Genomic DNA, 17,008 nt, shown 5'->3' with positions numbered 1-17,008 from the left:
TTAAGTACATATTTATGTAGATCTGTCAACAGAAAACCTAAGTAATACACGGGTTGCTGTGGATATAGTCATATTTATGTGGATAGAGGGATTGATAAGTGGATAATTATTTTAACTTGAATAGAACAAGATTACAAGACTATTTTTAAAACTGCCTAAGGCTGTGGATAACTGAAAAAAGTTCGAAAAATATCCTTATAATTCGCACACAATACACTCTCTTGTTATACTAACCATAAAAGTAAATTCATAAATGATGAGGTGAGTTTTGTGGATATCAGACAGTTGCACTCAGAAGAGTTTGATCTAAGCATGGATTTATCTGAATATGCTTTTCAATACAAGCTGCCTAGTGAGAAAAGGGCGAATGCTAAGGAAAGATTTAAAGCAGAACGCGTATGGGGTGCTTTTGAAGAAGGTACTTTGGAAGCTAAACTTACTCTTCTTCCGTTCGAAGTGTACATACAAGGTAGATTAGTACCTATGGGAGGGCTCGCAGGGGTAGCGACATGGCCAGAGAATCGCAGACAGGGGCATGTGGCAAAGCTCCTGGCGCATACGCTGCAAACGATGAATGAGGCGGGGCAGACATTATCTTTTCTGCATCCGTTCTTGATCCCCTTTTATCGCAAATTTGGTTGGGAAGTTTATTGTGAATATAAGAAATACTCCATTCCTGTTGCCAAGTTTCCCAAGAAGGTTGAAGTTGAGGGCAAGGTAAGACGTGGTGTTAACGATATCGAAGTATTGGACAACTTATACAATCGTTTTGCAGTTAGATATAACGGAACACTTAAGCGTGATTTGGACTGGTGGGAAAACTCTGTTCTGGATGATGAAGGTCAGACTGCGGTATTTTATTCACAGCTTGGGGAACCTGAAGGATACGTACTATATAAGATAGAAAATAGAGAGCTGGTCATTGATGAATTTGTGTTTTTGAACGAACAGGCCCGGCAGGGGCTGTGGACATTTCTTGCGAATCACGATTCGATGGTGACCGGTGCATCGCTAAAACTGGTGCCATCCGATGATATGTTACCCTTTTTGCTGCCTGATCCGCGTATAGAGCAGGAGAATTATCCTTATTTTATGGCGCGTATTGTTAATGCTAAAGCATTCGTGGAGAGTTATTCTTTTAAGCGTCATAACAGTCCGAAGAAACAGGTTATCTATATTGAAGATAAATACGCCCCATGGAATGACGGGTTGTGGGAATGGACTGTCTCCGAAAAGGGAGCAGCAGCTTTCTTGCGTATAGAGGGTGAACGGGATGCAGCTGACTTAAGCTGTGATATTGGTTCGCTGACGATTCTAATGTTTGGATATAAACGCCCGGCAGAGCTGGCTCGTTATGGACGTGTGACTGGTAATCCGACGGCTCTGGAATGGCTCGAAGAAATCATACCGCAAGCTGAAACGGCACTTTTTGATCATTTTTAGAAAATAATTAGGCTCTCCCCTTCGAAAGATGCTGGGAGAGTTCTTTATTTCCGAATACATTCGCTGAAAAAAGTGAAAAATAAGAGAATCCTCTTGGAATTAGCACAGAATATGTTATAATATTAAAAAGTCAAAGAAAGTCAAAGTCAACGCACCTGATGACATACAGTGCGATCCTCTGAATTCGTGAAGTTTTCTTCAGACTTATATGAATGAAGTTCACTAATGAATGTCATTAAGGATGCGGGCCGTAAGCGATATTATGAAGCTTTAAAGAGCACTGGAGGATGAGTGATGCGCAATATCTCTGATATTATTGAACAATATCTGAAGAATATTTTGCATGAAAGTCCCGAAGGTACGGTGGAAATCCAGCGAAATGACCTGGCGGACCAGTTCTCATGCGTACCGTCACAGATCAATTATGTTATTAGTACACGCTTTACACTGGAAAAAGGCTATGTGGTGGAAAGTAAGCGTGGTGGCGGGGGATATATTCGTATTCAACGTTTTGAATTGCCGCCAAACGTGGCACTGCATGCCCATTTAAACCATACTATAGGTGGCGGGATAGATCAGAACGCTGCCGAAGGGTTGATTTATCAACTGGAGGAAGCTGGTTTTCTAAGCAAGCGTGAGGCGTGTCTTATGCGCGCTGCTGTTTCTCGGGATTGCCTAACGGTTAAGATTCCATATCGGGATGAGATTCGGGCCAAGATTATGAAGGCGATGTTAATCTCTTTGTTAGGCAAATAATTGTCAATCATAAGGGAGGGGCTTTCGCTTATGCAATGTCAGGAATGTGGCGTCAAGCCAGCAACACTCCATTTCACCAAGATCGTGAATGGAGAGAAGACAGAATTTCATATCTGCGAGAGCTGTGCGCGGGAGAAGGGTGAACTGATCCCGGGAACTGCTGGAGGATTCTCCATTCACAGCTTGCTGTCCGGTCTGCTTGATCTTGAAGGGGCCGGTAAGGAAAAGACGGCTGCTACGAAGACTACGCAGAGTCTGCAATGTGAGAATTGTGGAATGACGTACTCGCAGTTTAGCAAATTGGGTCGTTTTGGCTGCAGCTCCTGTTATAAATATTTTAACAGTGCACTGGACCCGCTCTTTAAACGGGTGCATGGCAGCACTTCGCATGTAGGCAAGATTCCCAAACGTGCTGGAGCACAGATTGTGTTCAAACGGCAAATTGATGAATTGAAGCTGGAATTACAGCAAAGTATCGCACAGGAGGAATTCGAAACTGCGGCAGAGCTGCGGGATCAAATTCGACAACTTGAAAAAGAAATGGCACAAGAGTAAAGTCTTTGATATATAGGGGGGATATGACATGTCAAGTCTCCGATTTACTGAACAAGCGCTTAGTGATTGGATGCGCTCGGGAGGCAGTCACTCCGAGATTGTAATTAGCAGCCGTATGCGTATTGCACGTAATTTAGAGCATCTTCCATTCCCTATGCTTGCTTCCTTAGAGCAATCGGAAGAAGTATTAGAGCTGCTGGCCCCTGTGTTTCATGGGGAAACTGCTGCCGTATTCGGATCTTTTCAACTGATAAAGCTTGCTGAAGTGAATGAACTGGATAAAAAGGTATTGGTCGAGAAACATCTTATCAGTCCTAATCTGGCTAATGATTCACGTGGCGCAGCTGTGATATTAAATGAAGATGAGTCGGTCAGCATCATGATTAACGAAGAGGACCATCTGCGGATCCAATGTCTGTTCCCAGGTCTTCAGGTAAGAGAAGCATGGGAACGTGCGACAGCCATCGATGATATCTTCGAATCGGCTGTGAATTACGCTTTTGATGATAAAAGAGGATACTTGACCAGTTGTCCCACCAATGTGGGTACAGGGCTGCGTGCCTCAGTAATGCTGCATTTGCCAGCACTAGTAATGACCCAACAGATCAATCGCATATTGTCAGCAGTGAACCAAGTGGGATTGACTGTAAGAGGAATTTATGGTGAGGGCAGCGAAGCAGTAGGGAACATCTTTCAAATTTCCAATCAGATTACTCTCGGTCAAACAGAAAGTGAAATCATCGAGAACCTTCACAGTGTAGTCACCCAGATTATAGAGCATGAACGAAATGCCCGTGAAAGGCTGCTTGTAGATTCCGCTTTAAGAATTACAGACCGAGTGAAAAGATCTTATGGGATTTTGTGTTATGCAGCTCTAATGGAGCTTAAAGAATCCGCACAACGGCTGTCTGATGTGAGACTTGGGGTTGACCTTGGCATACTGGAAGGCCCTTCGATTTCCGTGCTTAATGAGCTTAACGTTAAGACACAGCCAGGATTTCTGCAAAAAATGTTCGGTGACGAGATGAACGCCACTGAACGGGATATGTATCGGGCGAAACTGCTCCGAGAAACACTGGGAACACAACATTAATATAGATATTTATTATTCATGGAGGTGCAGGAGATATGATGTTTGGAAGATTTACGGAACGCGCGCAAAAAGTGCTAGCGCTAGCGCAGGAAGAAGCTGTTCGTTTAGGACACAACAATATTGGCACAGAACATATTTTGCTAGGACTTATTCGTGAAGGAGACGGCATTGCTGCTAAAGCATTAATCGCTTTGGGTCTGGGTCTTGAGAAAATCCAGGACGAAGTGGAGACACTGATTGGCAGAGGCCAAGAACAACCTACGAACATTGCTTATACTCCTCGCGCCAAAAAAGTAATCGAGTTGTCGATGGACGAAGCCCGCAAGCTGGGACATACGTATGTCGGCACTGAGCATATTCTGCTAGGACTTATTCGTGAAGGAGAAGGTGTCGCGGCTCGTGTGCTTAATAACCTAGGCATCAGCTTGAACAAAGCTCGTCAGCAAGTGCTTCAGCTTCTGGGAAGCAGCGAGGCTGCATCCAGTCATAGCGGAACACCTGCTAATGTCAGCACACCTACTCTAGACGGCCTAGCACGCGATTTGACGGCTTATGCCAAGGATGGCAACCTGGATCCAGTTATCGGTCGTAGCAAGGAAATTGAACGTGTTATTCAGGTACTGAGCCGCCGGACGAAGAACAACCCGGTGTTGATAGGTGAACCTGGGGTTGGTAAAACAGCTATTGCTGAAGGCTTGGCCCAAAAAATCATTAATAATGAAATTCCAGAAACACTGCGCGACAAACGCGTAATGACGCTCGATATGGGCTCTGTAGTGGCTGGTACTAAATATCGCGGTGAGTTTGAAGACCGCCTCAAGAAAATCATGGATGAGATTCGCCAAGCGGGGAATATCGTACTCTTTATCGATGAGCTTCATACGCTGATCGGTGCTGGTGGCGCAGAAGGTGCTATTGATGCTTCCAACATTCTTAAGCCGGCTTTAGCCCGCGGAGAACTTCAGTGCATCGGTGCGACTACGCTGGATGAATATCGTAAATATATTGAAAAAGATGCAGCTTTGGAGCGCCGTTTCCAACCGATTACGGTGGATCAGCCATCTCCAGAAGAAGCGGTACAAATTTTATTTGGACTTCGCGATCGTTATGAAGCACATCACCGTGTGAAAATTACGGATGAAGCTATCGTGGAAGCTGTAAAGCTGTCTGATCGTTACATTCCGGATCGTTTCCTGCCGGATAAAGCCATTGACCTTATCGATGAAGCAGGGTCTAAAGTAAGGCTTCACTCTTACACTATCCCGCCAAATCTGAAGGAACTAGAAATGCGCTTGGATGATATCCGCAAGGAGAAGGATTCTGCTGTTCAGAGCCAAGAGTTTGAGAAAGCGGCTGCCCTGCGTGATACGGAGCAAAAAATCCGTGAAGAGCTTGATACGACTAAGAACCAGTGGAAAGAAAAACAAGGACGTACCGATTCTGAAGTTACACCTGAAGATATCGCACAGGTTGTTGCAAGCTGGACGGGAATCCCTGTAAGCAAGCTGAAGGAAGAAGAGACCGACCGTCTGCTTAACATGGAAGCTCTGCTGCATGAACGAGTGATTGGTCAGGACGAAGCTGTTAAGGCTGTCAGCCGGGCATTGCGCCGGGCGCGTGCGGGTCTTAAAGATCCGAAACGTCCAATGGGCTCCTTTATCTTCCTCGGTCCTACGGGTGTAGGTAAAACTGAGTTGGCACGTGCGCTTGCTGAAGCTATGTTCGGCGATGAAAATGCGGTCATCCGTATTGATATGTCGGAATACATGGAGAAGCACTCCACATCCCGTTTAGTTGGTGCCCCTCCTGGATATGTCGGCTATGAAGAAGGCGGCCAATTAACAGAGAAGGTACGTCGTAAACCATACTCGGTAGTACTGCTTGATGAAATTGAAAAAGCACATCCGGAAGTATTCAACATTTTGCTGCAAGTGCTTGAAGATGGTCGCCTCACCGACTCCAAAGGCCGGGTAGTTGACTTCCGCAATACACTTATCATTCTGACCTCTAACGTAGGCGCACAGGCAATCAAGAAGAACTCAACGCTTGGATTCACGGCTGTGCAGGATGCAGGAGCAGAATACGGCAATATGAAGGGCAAGGTTATGGAAGAGCTCAAGAAGAGCTTCCGTCCAGAGTTCTTGAACCGGATCGACGAAATCATCGTCTTCCACTCACTCGATGAGAAACATATCGCTGAGATCGTTACGTTGATGTCTGATGAGCTGCGCAAGCGCCTGCGTGAATATGATGTTGATTTTGTACTCACGGATGCAGCGAAGGCATTCTTGGCTAAAGAAGGTTATGACCCAGCCTTTGGTGCACGTCCATTGCGCCGGGCAATTCAGAAGCATATTGAAGACCGTCTTTCTGAGGAATTGTTGAGAGGAAATATCCAAAAGGGTGATTCCCTCAATATTGATGAGGTCGGCGGAGAACTTGTGGTGACTAAAGTGGACGCTCCAGTAGCGCCAGCGCTTGAAAAAGAAGTAGAATCCGAATAAAATAAACAAGGCTTTCGCTCCTTATTTATAGAGGAGCGGAAGCTTTTTTTATTGGAAATAGATCAATTTAAAATATACATTTAATGCAAATACCGAATGACCTTTCGTTAAAGGGGTAGAAATGGTAAACTTTCATTAGAAGAAAATGATCCGAATTGTAAACAGTTCGGACCGTAAGGAGAACAAATGGCTAAAGCAAAAACAAAATTTTTTTGCACCGACTGTGGATACGAATCGCCAAAATGGTTCGGGAAATGCCCAGGGTGCCAGGCTTGGAACTCCATGGTGGAGGAAACGGAAAGCGTAGTCAAAACACAGGGAATGAATGCCCCTATTTTTCATAGTAAAGAAAAGGCACAGTCGATCATAAGTATAGAAAGTGACAAGGAACCGCGCATACTGACAGGTATAGGTGAGCTTAACCGTGTTCTCGGTGGGGGGATCGTACCAGGATCGCTGGTACTAGTAGGGGGAGACCCAGGAATCGGTAAATCTACGCTCTTATTACAGACCTCGCACGCCCTTACAACACAGGGATTGCGAGTATTGTATATCTCGGGCGAAGAATCGGTAAGGCAAACTAAGCTGCGCGCGGATCGCCTCGATGCGTTGTCAACGGAGCTTTATGTACTATGTGAGACAAATATGGAAAGCATAGAAGAAGCGATCGAACAAATCCAGCCACAATTTCTTGTCATCGATTCTATTCAGACCGTATTTATGCCAGAAGTAACGAGTGCGCCAGGCAGCGTGACCCAGGTTCGGGAGTGTACGACAAGATTTATGCGTATCGCTAAGATTCGTGGAATTGCAACAGTTCTCGTTGGTCATGTTACCAAGGAAGGGGCTATTGCTGGACCACGGATGCTTGAACATATGGTGGACTGCGTGCTGTATTTTGAGGGTGAGCGGCATCATACGTATAGACTTTTGCGGGCTGTAAAAAACCGCTTTGGCTCTACGAATGAAATCGGCATTTTCGAAATGGGTGAAGCGGGGCTTACCGAAGTAGAGAATCCATCGGAGCTCTTTTTATCGGAACGTCCGCTTGGCGTGGCTGGTTCTACTGTGGTGGCAAGTATGGAGGGAACTAGACCTGTGCTTGTAGAACTTCAGGCACTTGTTGCTGCCACCCACTTCCCTTCCCCACGGCGAATGTGCACAGGCATGGATCACCAGCGGATGGCACTTATTATCGCTGTACTCGAGAAACGGATGGGCATGTTCCTGCAGAATCAGGATGCATACCTTAATGTTGCCGGGGGAGTAAAGCTGGATGAACCGGCGATTGATCTAGCTGTAGCTATTAGTATCGCCTCCAGTTTTCGTGATATTTCAACAAAACCTTACGACGTTTTCTTCGGAGAAGTAGGACTTACCGGTGAGGTAAGAGGCGTTTCGCGCGCGGAAATGCGCGTTAAGGAGGCCGCAAAGCTTGGCTTCCGGCGGGTGATTATGCCTGAAAAGAGCATGAAGGGATGGAAGCACCCGCAAGATATCCAGATTATTGGCGTCAGTACCGTAGCAGATGCACTATCGGTCGCGTTAGATTAGGGGGCACAGGGATATGAAAGAATATAACCAATTAGAGAATATGAATGATCTGCTCAGACTGGCGGCACCGGGTACGCCTTTTCGGGAAGGTTTGGAGAATGTGCTGCGCGCTAAGACAGGGGCACTTATTGTCGTAGGGTACAGTCCTGAGGTGATGGACGTAGTGGATGGTGGATTCTCCATTAACTGCGATTTTTCGCCCAATTATTTATATGAGCTAGCTAAAATGGACGGAGCTATTATTCTAAGTGAGGATTTAAAGCGTATATTGTATGCTAATACACAACTTATACCGGATTCCTCTATCTCATCCATCGAGACGGGGATCCGTCACCGGACCGCGGAGCGGGTAGCGAAGCAAACGGGTAAGCTGGTGGTTTCCATTTCACAACGCCGCAATATCATCACGCTTTATCAAGGCTCGATACGTTATGCACTCAAAGAGATCGGGGCTATTTTGGCAAAGGCTAACCAAGCGATTCAGACACTCGAGAAGTATAAAGCAGTGCTCACGCAAGGACTGACGAATTTGTCAGCTTCAGAATATGAGGGCATTGTTACCGTTGCTGAAGTAGTGGGTGTTATCCAGCGTGTAGAGATGGTTTTGCGCATAAAAATGGAGATCAAACGCTATATCAACGAATTGGGCAACGAAGGACGCCTGATCAGCATGCAGATGGAAGAACTGGTTGGAAATACAGAGGAAGAAGCATGGCTTCTATACAGAGACTATGCTAAGGAAGAGCAGGAAGATAAAATCCGTGAAATTATCGCCGGTCTCAAACGGATAAGCGATGATGATCTGATGGATGACAACCATATTGCCCGTATATTGGGTTATTCTTCTACGGCAATTACCTCTGAAGAAGTGGTGACTCCACGTGGTTATCGCCTGCTTAACAAAATTCCGCGGCTTCCGAATGTGATCATTCACAATCTGGTGGAGCGGTTTGAAATGCTGCCTAATTTGATGTCCGCAAGCATAGCTGAATTGGATGAAGTGGACGGAATTGGGGAGGTGCGGGCCCGTAATATTCAGGATGGGCTCAAACGTTTACAGAAGCAAGTTCTTATTGACAGGCAAATGTAAATAACATACAATCACGTAATATTGGGGACGTTAAAGGCCAAAGTTAGAAAATTGAGGTGAAGAAATGATACAAAAATCAATTCCGAGTCTTTTTACGATAGGTAATTTGATGCTCGGAATGTTTGGTATCATGATGGCGTTTGACGGTAAGATTAGCATGGCCGCTATCATGGTTATTATTGCTATGCTGTTAGACGGCTTAGATGGTCGAGTAGCTCGCGCTCTAAAATGCGAAAGCGAATTTGGCAAGGAGTTGGACTCCTTATCTGATGTCGTTTCTTTCGGAGTCGCACCGGCCGTTATTTTGTACGTCTCAAGCTTGCAGGATTTAAACTCTGCATTAGGCTGGACAGTAACTGCGATTTTTCCGGTGTTTGGTGCTTTGCGCTTAGCCCGTTTTAATGTTCGTCCGGGGGTTCCGGGTTATTTTATCGGTTTGCCAATTCCTGCTGCAGGTGGTGTACTGGCCACATTAGCTCTTTTTAATAAAGATGTTTCGGCTCCGTTTATGATCGTTGCTACACTGCTCTTATCCTATTTGATGGTCAGCACTGTTAAATATCCTAATTTTAAAAAGATTGGATTGCCGAAAAAAGCGGTGGTTGGAGCGCCAGTGGTTATTGTTGTTGCAGTGGCTGTAGCTGTTGTGTTCCCAGAGCAAATCGCTAAGCTGATCTTTGTCTTACTTGGAATTTATGCATTATACGGCTTTAAGCAAAATATTGATCGGTTGACAGCCAGACGCCGTCATCGTCGTCGTAGCCGTTCAGAGGATAAAGTGTATCACTCCAAGAACGGTTAATCGGTCCATAAGGTAAGGTAACTGAATAAATTATGACCAAAGGTTTTGTCTTCCCTAGGGGATGGCAAAGCCTTTTTGCATTTCCAGCGCTACCCCAAGTTTATCGTCTTGAAAATTGGAACATACTGGTGAGGAATAGATCCATTTAGGATGAATAAAAAGGAGGTGCGTTAGGTTATGTGGAAAAAAGTGATTTTGTCTTTTGCCTTAATATGTGGTGCTTGGTCAGGTTTTTCGCTATACCATGCGCTCGAAAGAGGATTCCCCAAGGGGATGGAAAAGCTGGGTGAAAGCTTACCTGTAGAAGGAAGCATTTTATTTACGGTGCTGGGTGCCATTATTTTTTTGTTTGCGGGGTCTTTATGCGCGGAATGGGGAGGTTCAAAACTGCGGGAGGCGGTTCACTACTGTTCGCGTATTCCAATGAATGAATTAGCTGCAAGTGCAGCTGGGCTTACAGGGGGGCTTCTGTTATCTCTCCTGTTATACCCTGCAATGATCTGGCTTGGGAAAGCTGGGCAGCTGCTGCAAGTGCCAGCTACGTTAGCTTTTGGATATCTGGGGCTGCGGATCGGTTTGGAGAAAAAAGAGGAGCTAGCTGCACTGTGGACATCTGGACGCTGGGGTCAAGCGGCTGAGCCGGAAGGCCGCGGGCTTGAGGAACATAAAATCCTCGACACAAGTGTTATTATCGATGGAAGAATCGCTGACATTTGTAAGACGGGATTTATTGAGGGAACCATTGTCATACCTGAATTCGTGCTTGAAGAGCTCCAGCATATTGCTGATTCTTCGGATCTGTTGAAGCGGAACCGGGGACGGCGTGGGCTTGATATTCTCAATAAAATTCAAAAAGAGCTTGATGTGAAGGTATTGATCTATGAGGGAGATTTTGAAGAAATCTCTGAGGTTGACAGTAAGTTAGTGAAGTTAGCGAAGGTATTGCAAGGTAAAGTAGTCACTAATGATTTCAACTTAAATAAGGTTTGCGAATTGCAGGGTGTTTCCGTTCTGAATATTAACGATCTGGCGAATGCTGTGAAGCCTGTAGTGCTGCCTGGTGAGGAAATCGTAGTTCAGGTCATTAAGGATGGCAAAGAACATGGGCAAGGGGTAGCCTACTTAGACGATGGAACGATGATTGTTGTAGAAGGCGGACGTGAATATATCGGGACTACGATGGAGGTTCTGGTCACTAGCGTGCTGCAAACTTCGGCTGGCCGAATGATATTTGCTAAGCCAAAACTTTTGGAAAAAGCGCAATAAGTGAAGATAAAGTGTATGGGGACTGTCCTATGGGTTGGAAATGCCCGCCAAACACGTTATGATGGGATTATACGTGAAAGACAGGAGCCAGATTAATGTCAAACAGTGTGGGCGTCGTCATTGTGGCGGCAGGCAGAGGAACGCGAATGGGAACTGCGGAGAGCAAGCAATATTTGTTACTGCAGGGGAAGCCGATTATCGTTCATACGCTGGAGGTATTCCAGCAGCACGAATTGATCTCTGAAATCGTGCTCGTAACCGGTGAAGAGGATATTGAACGCTGCCGGGAATGGATACAGCTCTATAAGCTGGACAAGGTTAAGGCTATAGTAACTGGTGGATCTGAGCGTCAGCATTCCGTACATAAAGGGTTGTTGAAACTTACGACACAGTGGGTAATGGTACATGATGGTGTTCGTCCGTTTGTACAGCCGAATGAAATTGAGGCTTGCTACGAACGAGCGAAGCAGATGGGTGCTTCGGTTCTTGCTGTACCCGTCAAGGATACGATCAAACAGGTGGATAATGAAGGACAGGTACTGTCTACGCCGGATCGGCGAAGTCTGTGGGCGATTCAAACCCCGCAGACTTTTCGTCTTTCTGATTTGCTGGAGGCTTATGCAGCGGCGGAGCGGGATGGCTTTCTGGGCACCGATGACTCCAGCTTGGCGGAGCGTGCGGGGATTCCGGTTTCTGTGGTAGAGGGAAGCTACAGAAATATTAAGATTACGACACCTGATGATTTGGATTATGCAGAATTCACAGAAAGAAACAGGGGAGAGGGACAATCATGATCGCTGTAGGACAAGGATTTGATGTGCATCAGCTGGTAGAGGGCAGGCCTTGTATTATTGGGGGAGTTACGATTCCTTACGAAAAAGGATTGCTTGGGCATTCCGATGCAGATGTGCTGCTGCATGCAGTTAGTGACGCGATTCTAGGCGCACTTGGACTTGGTGATATTGGCAGACATTTTCCGGATACAGATCCAGCCTTTAAGGACGCAGATAGCTTGAAGTTATTAGAAGAGGTATGGGCACTTGCTCGTGAGCGAGGATATAAGCTGGGAAATATCGATTCAACGATTATCGCCCAAAAGCCTAAGATGGCTCCGTACATTCCACAAATGACCGAGATTATCGCACGTGCGCTTAATGCCGACCCGTCCAAGGTGAATGTTAAAGCTACTACAACTGAGCAGCTTGGTTTTGCCGGACGCGGCGAAGGAATTGCCGCACAATCTATTGTCTGTCTACTCCAAGATGTGATATCATCTTGAGATGGTCTAAGTAGTAAATTAAGTTCAACCATATGAAGCGGAGGGAATACAATGACGGATGAAGTCCGGGTGCGTTACGCACCGAGCCCTACGGGACATTTACATATAGGTAACGCCAGAACGGCGCTGTTTAACTATCTGTTCGCCCGTAATAAAGGCGGTAAATTCATTATCAGAATTGAAGATACAGACGTAAAGCGCAATGTCGCTGGTGGTGAAGAGAGCCAGCTTAAGTATTTGAAATGGCTGGGTATGGATTGGGATGAGAGCGTTGATGTTGGCGGAGAGTACGGACCTTACCGTCAGACAGAACGTCTTGACTTATATCGTGTACATTGGCAGGATTTGCTGGACAGAGGTTTGGCTTACCGCTGCTATTGCACAGAGGAAGAGCTGGAAGCGGAACGTGAAGAACAGACTGCCCGCGGAGAAACGCCTCGTTATTCTGGCAAACACCGTGATCTGACTGAAGAGCAACGTTTAGCTTTTGAAGCTGAGGGACGAGTGGCTAGCATTCGCTTCCGTGTGCCAGAAGATCGTACGTATGCGTTTGATGATCTCGTAAAAGGCAGTATTTCTTTTGACACAAAAGAAATGGGTGACTTTGTTATTGTGAAGAAGGACGGAATTCCGACCTATAACTTCGCGGTAGCTGTTGACGATCATCTGATGGCTATTACTCACGTATTGCGTGGAGAAGACCATATTTCCAACACACCCCGCCAGCTTATGATCTATGAAGCGCTTGGCTGGGAGCCACCTTTATTTGGTCACATGACGCTTATTGTTGGCGACAACCACAAGAAGCTCAGCAAACGGGATGAATCCGTTATTCAGTTTATCGAGCAATATGATGAATTGGGTTACTTGCCTGAGGCTCTGGTTAACTTCATTTCTCTGCTTGGCTGGTCTCCAGAGGGAGAAGAAGAGATCTTCAGTAAAGAAGAACTTATTTCTATTTTTGATGCGGACCGTTTGTCCAAAAGCCCGGCTGTATTCGATAAAAACAAGCTGGCGCATCTGAATAATCATTATATTAAGCATGCTGATCCTAAACGGATCTCTGCGCTAGCTATTCCACATCTGCAAAAAGCGGGTAAAATACCTGCTGAGCTGAACGAAGAGCAACAAGCATGGGCGGAAAGCGTTGTCGCGTTGTATCAAGAACAGATGACTGCAGCTTCTGACATCGTGGCGCTATCGGAACTGTTCTTCCGCAGTCACCTAGAATTAGAAACGGAAGCAGCACAGGTTCTGGCTGAAAGCCAAGTTCCTGAGGTATTGTCTGCTTTTCTGGCTAAGGTTGAAGCCTGTCAGGATTTCAGTGCAAGCAACATGGCTGTTCTGATTAAGGAAGTACAGAAAGAAACAGGTCATAAGGGCAAAGCACTCTTTATGCCAATTCGTGTGGCTCTGACCGGACAAACGCACGGACGTGATCTTAATATAACCATTGCTTTGCTCGGCAAAAACCGGGTCATCGAACGTTTGAAATCACAAATTAAGGGCGCTTAAGGTCGTATTTCATACGACTAAACCCCCTTGTCAGTATCTTGTCTTTTGCGCTAAGATAGAATTATATGATAATAGCTGTGATCAGGAAAAGTACGTCCATTGAAGACAATTGCCAGAGAGAATAACCGAGAAAGGGACACCCTTTCGGGCTGGGAGTTATTCATTTGTCCGGGGCAGAACATGCGCCTGTGAGCTGCACGGTTGAATGACCTTTTTAAGGCTCATTAGATCGCGCCGGGAACGTCGCCGTTAATGATGCCAAGTGGAACGAAGAAATTCTGCCGTTTGTTACAATAGCGGCTCATTTGATTCGTTCAAGCAGAGTGGAACCGCGGTTAAACGTCTCTGCAGCATTATGCTGCAGGGGCGTTTTTTGTCTAAATATAAGCAAAAATAATTTTCATACAATACTCTTTGTCTTATATTTCTACGAGATAACAAACCAAGCGAACACTCACCGCATATGTATGATAAGGATGATGGGCCTGGAGACAATACCTTTCTTATGTACCTGTAAACAGGAGATAAGGAAGTTAAGAAGAGAGGAACCGTGATGTTTAAGCATATTAAGTCGGACATTCGGGCGGTATTTGATAACGATCCTGCTGCCCGCAGCTGGTTCGAGGTTGTCTTCACATATGCCGGCTTGCACGCCATTTGGGGTCACCGGATCGCCCACTCTTTTTTCAAACGCCGCTGGTATACAATGGCTCGTATGGTTTCGCAGTTTAGCAGATTTATGACTGGTGTTGAGATCCATCCTGGAGCTGTCATCGGAAATAGGCTGTTTATCGACCATGGTATGGGGATTGTTATTGGAGAAACCTGCGAAATCGGTGATGATGTTATAATCTATCAAGGGGTTACGCTTGGAGGAACAGGAAAAGAAAAAGGTAAGCGACATCCCACGGTCGGCAACAATGTAGTTATTGGTTCCGGTGCGAAGGTTTTAGGATCTTTTCGTATTGGTGACAATTCAAATATAGGTTCGAATGCAGTTGTGTTGCGTGAAGTGCCTAACAACAGTACAGTAGTAGGGAATCCAGGTCGTGTGGTAAAACGTAATGGAGAACGGGTATCCGATCGGCTCGATCATACGAAGATGCCTGACCCGCTTGTCGATTCATTGCGGTTTTTGCAGAAAGAAATCGAAGAAATTAGGGAAAAGCTTGGCGCAGAAGATAAACAAAAAACCGCACAGCGGATAGCAGAAGCTCAGCAGTATATTGGTGACTACGAAATTTAAGCATCCCGGTATTAAGGAATCCGGAAGAACAGAAAGGGCTGGAATAAGGATGGCTTTACAAATATATAACACAATGACACGCAGCAAGGAGCAGTTTGTGCCCCAGGAGCCGGGCAAAGTTAAGATGTATGTGTGTGGTCCAACCGTTTATGGATATATGCATATCGGAAATGCTAGACCTATAATTGTTTTTGATATGGTCCGGAATTACTTGGAGCAGTTAGGTAATGAGGTGCGGTATGTTACGAATTTCACGGATGTCGATGATAAACTGATTCGCAAAGCCGAAGAAATGAACACTACTGTAGCAGAGGTAGCGGAAACTTTTATTGCTGCTTACCGTGACGACCTGGAAGGGCTTGGTGTTAAACCGGCAACCTTGAATCCCCGTGTAACGGAAAGCATGGAGCTGATCATTGGATTTATTAAAGAGCTTGAGGAAAAAGGATACGCATACGAAAGCGGCGGCGATGTATATTACCGCACTTCAAAATTTGAAGACTACGGTAAATTATCTCGTCAGAATCTGGATGAGCTGCAGTTTGGTATCCGTGTTGAGGTGGACTCACGTAAGGAAAAACCGGAGGATTTTGTGCTTTGGAAAGCAGCCAAACCTGGTGAAGTGCACTGGAGTAGCCCTTGGGGAGACGGACGTCCCGGCTGGCATATTGAATGCTCGGCTATGGCGCGAGAGTTCTTGGGAGATACGATTGATATCCATGGTGGTGGACAAGATTTGCAGTTCCCGCATCATGAATGTGAATGCGCTCAGACCGAAGCTCTGACTGGTAAACCACTCTCTAATTACTGGATGCATAATGGATTCATCAACATCGGAGACGAGAAAATGTCGAAATCGCTCGGTAATGGCTGGCTTGTAAAAGACATCCGTGAGCGTTTTAAAGCAGGAGCTATCCGCTATTTCATGCTATCGACCCATTACCGTAACCCGCTGAATTTCTCAGAGGAATCTATGACTTCCGCCGAAAAGAGCGTTGAACGGATCACGGTTGCAGAGAGTAACGTTAAACATCGGCTTGAACTCGCTGCTGATGGTGCTCAAGGTGAGGTCAACTCAGAGATTAATGATAAGCTGTCAGCTATAGTGGCCAATTTCCATGCTAGAATGCAGGATGACTTTAATACGCCTGATGCGATCACGGCTATGTTCGATTGGGTGAGCCTGGCAAACCATACGCTTGCGAATAACGAGGCTGCTCCTGCTGATTTTGCTGCATTACTGCAAGCTTTTGGCGAAATGAATGCTGTGCTGCGTTTGACGCCTGAACTAGAAGAGGAAATTGCAAGTGAAGAAGTTGAACGGTTGATCGCCGAGCGGGTTGAAGCTCGTAAGAATAAGAATTGGAGCCGGTCTGACGAGATCCGTGATGAATTAGGCCGCTTGGGCATATTGCTTGAGGATACTCCACAAGGAATGCGGTGGCGTCGTAAATGAGTGAGGAACGCAAGTTTGATAACGGATGGTTTCCTTATGAGCCTTCCAAACCTGCGCGACTACTTTCGCCTATTGTTCTAGCTTATGTAGGAGATGCTATCTATGAGGTGGCTGTTCGCCAGTATTTAGTATCTCTTCCTAATTTGCGTCCGAACCATTTGCATCGTTCTGCTACAGGGCTGGTATCCGCTAAAGCACAGTGTGCAATTCTGAACTTTTTGGAGCCTAGTCTCACGGAAGAAGAGAAGGATGTCGCCCGTCAGGGAAGAAATGCGAAATCGGGAAGTGTTCCTAAGAATGCGGATGTGCTTGAATACCGTCATGCTACAGCTTTTGAGTGCTTGATTGGTCACTTGTACTACACAGGACAACAGGAGAGAATAGAAGAAATTGTGCACAAGGGTATACAGTTTATGTTGAAACAGCCGTGATAGGCTTTGGCGAAATAG

15 protein-coding genes are annotated in these 17,008 nt (G+C 45.9%); all 15 read left to right on the top strand.

The features are described 5' to 3' along the window. Positions 1-270: 270 nt before the first annotated feature. The 15 genes from MHB56_RS11960 (at position 271) to MHB56_RS11890 (ending at position 16,990) form a co-directional block, all read left to right on the top strand. A complete protein-coding gene (locus tag MHB56_RS11960) occupies positions 271-1,443 on the top strand; it encodes a GNAT family N-acetyltransferase (RefSeq protein ID WP_341143607.1) in 1,173 nt (390 codons plus the stop codon). 294 nt (positions 1,444-1,737) lie between these two features. Continuing rightward, positions 1,738-2,199: a CtsR family transcriptional regulator gene (locus MHB56_RS11955; RefSeq protein WP_036680465.1), complete on the top strand. Its 462-nt coding sequence runs from the start codon at positions 1,738-1,740 to the stop codon at positions 2,197-2,199. A gap of 30 nt (positions 2,200-2,229) precedes the next feature. After that, complete coding sequence (locus MHB56_RS11950; RefSeq protein ID WP_036680467.1) at positions 2,230-2,754, top strand: UvrB/UvrC motif-containing protein; 525 nt, start codon at positions 2,230-2,232, stop codon at positions 2,752-2,754. Positions 2,755-2,782: 28 nt separating this feature from the next. Next, the gene (locus MHB56_RS11945; protein ID WP_076218760.1) at positions 2,783-3,847 is read left to right on the top strand and encodes a protein arginine kinase; all 1,065 of its coding nucleotides are present in this window, start codon (positions 2,783-2,785) and stop codon (positions 3,845-3,847) included. A 35-nt stretch (positions 3,848-3,882) separates the two neighbouring features. Then, complete coding sequence (clpC, locus tag MHB56_RS11940) at positions 3,883-6,351, top strand: ATP-dependent protease ATP-binding subunit ClpC (RefSeq protein WP_036680471.1); 2,469 nt, start codon at positions 3,883-3,885, stop codon at positions 6,349-6,351. 186 nt (positions 6,352-6,537) lie between these two features. Continuing rightward, positions 6,538-7,905 carry a DNA repair protein RadA gene (gene radA / locus MHB56_RS11935; protein WP_036680472.1) on the top strand — a complete coding sequence of 456 codons (1,368 nt, stop codon included), beginning with the start codon at positions 6,538-6,540 and terminating at the stop codon, positions 7,903-7,905. Positions 7,906-7,918: 13 nt separating this feature from the next. Then, positions 7,919-8,995, top strand: a complete 1,077-nt coding sequence (gene disA, locus MHB56_RS11930; RefSeq protein ID WP_036680475.1) for a DNA integrity scanning diadenylate cyclase DisA — start codon at positions 7,919-7,921, stop codon at positions 8,993-8,995. Between the two features lie 64 nt (positions 8,996-9,059). Next, positions 9,060-9,797, top strand: coding sequence for a CDP-diacylglycerol--serine O-phosphatidyltransferase (gene pssA / locus MHB56_RS11925; RefSeq protein WP_036680477.1), 738 nt, complete (start codon positions 9,060-9,062; stop codon positions 9,795-9,797). A gap of 177 nt (positions 9,798-9,974) precedes the next feature. After that, positions 9,975-11,063, top strand: coding sequence for a PIN/TRAM domain-containing protein (locus MHB56_RS11920; protein WP_036680481.1), 1,089 nt, complete (start codon positions 9,975-9,977; stop codon positions 11,061-11,063). A gap of 95 nt (positions 11,064-11,158) precedes the next feature. Next, positions 11,159-11,857, top strand: a complete 699-nt coding sequence (gene ispD, locus MHB56_RS11915) for a 2-C-methyl-D-erythritol 4-phosphate cytidylyltransferase (RefSeq protein ID WP_076130021.1) — start codon at positions 11,159-11,161, stop codon at positions 11,855-11,857. Next, complete coding sequence (gene ispF, locus MHB56_RS11910) at positions 11,854-12,342, top strand: 2-C-methyl-D-erythritol 2,4-cyclodiphosphate synthase (RefSeq protein WP_036680486.1); 489 nt, start codon at positions 11,854-11,856, stop codon at positions 12,340-12,342. The genes ispD and ispF overlap by 4 nt, the downstream gene beginning before the upstream one ends. Before the next feature lie 51 nt (positions 12,343-12,393). Beyond that, entirely contained in the window at positions 12,394-13,857 is a 1,464-nt protein-coding gene (gltX, locus tag MHB56_RS11905; protein WP_341143606.1) for a glutamate--tRNA ligase, read from the top strand. Positions 13,858-14,410: 553 nt separating this feature from the next. Then, entirely contained in the window at positions 14,411-15,103 is a 693-nt protein-coding gene (cysE, locus tag MHB56_RS11900) for a serine O-acetyltransferase (protein ID WP_036680489.1), read from the top strand. A gap of 49 nt (positions 15,104-15,152) precedes the next feature. Continuing rightward, a complete protein-coding gene (cysS, locus tag MHB56_RS11895; protein WP_341143605.1) occupies positions 15,153-16,559 on the top strand; it encodes a cysteine--tRNA ligase in 1,407 nt (468 codons plus the stop codon). Continuing rightward, positions 16,556-16,990, top strand: coding sequence for a Mini-ribonuclease 3 (locus tag MHB56_RS11890; RefSeq protein WP_076099622.1), 435 nt, complete (start codon positions 16,556-16,558; stop codon positions 16,988-16,990). The genes cysS and MHB56_RS11890 overlap by 4 nt, the downstream gene beginning before the upstream one ends. Positions 16,991-17,008: the final 18 nt, after the last annotated feature.

This window comes from Paenibacillus sp. FSL H8-0315 (assembly GCF_038005365.1).
GTDB classification, from domain to species: Bacteria; Bacillota; Bacilli; order Paenibacillales; family Paenibacillaceae; genus Paenibacillus_AQ; species Paenibacillus_AQ odorifer.
The sequence above is the reverse complement of the archived record's forward strand: the minus strand, read 5'-3'. Positions and strand labels throughout refer to the sequence as shown.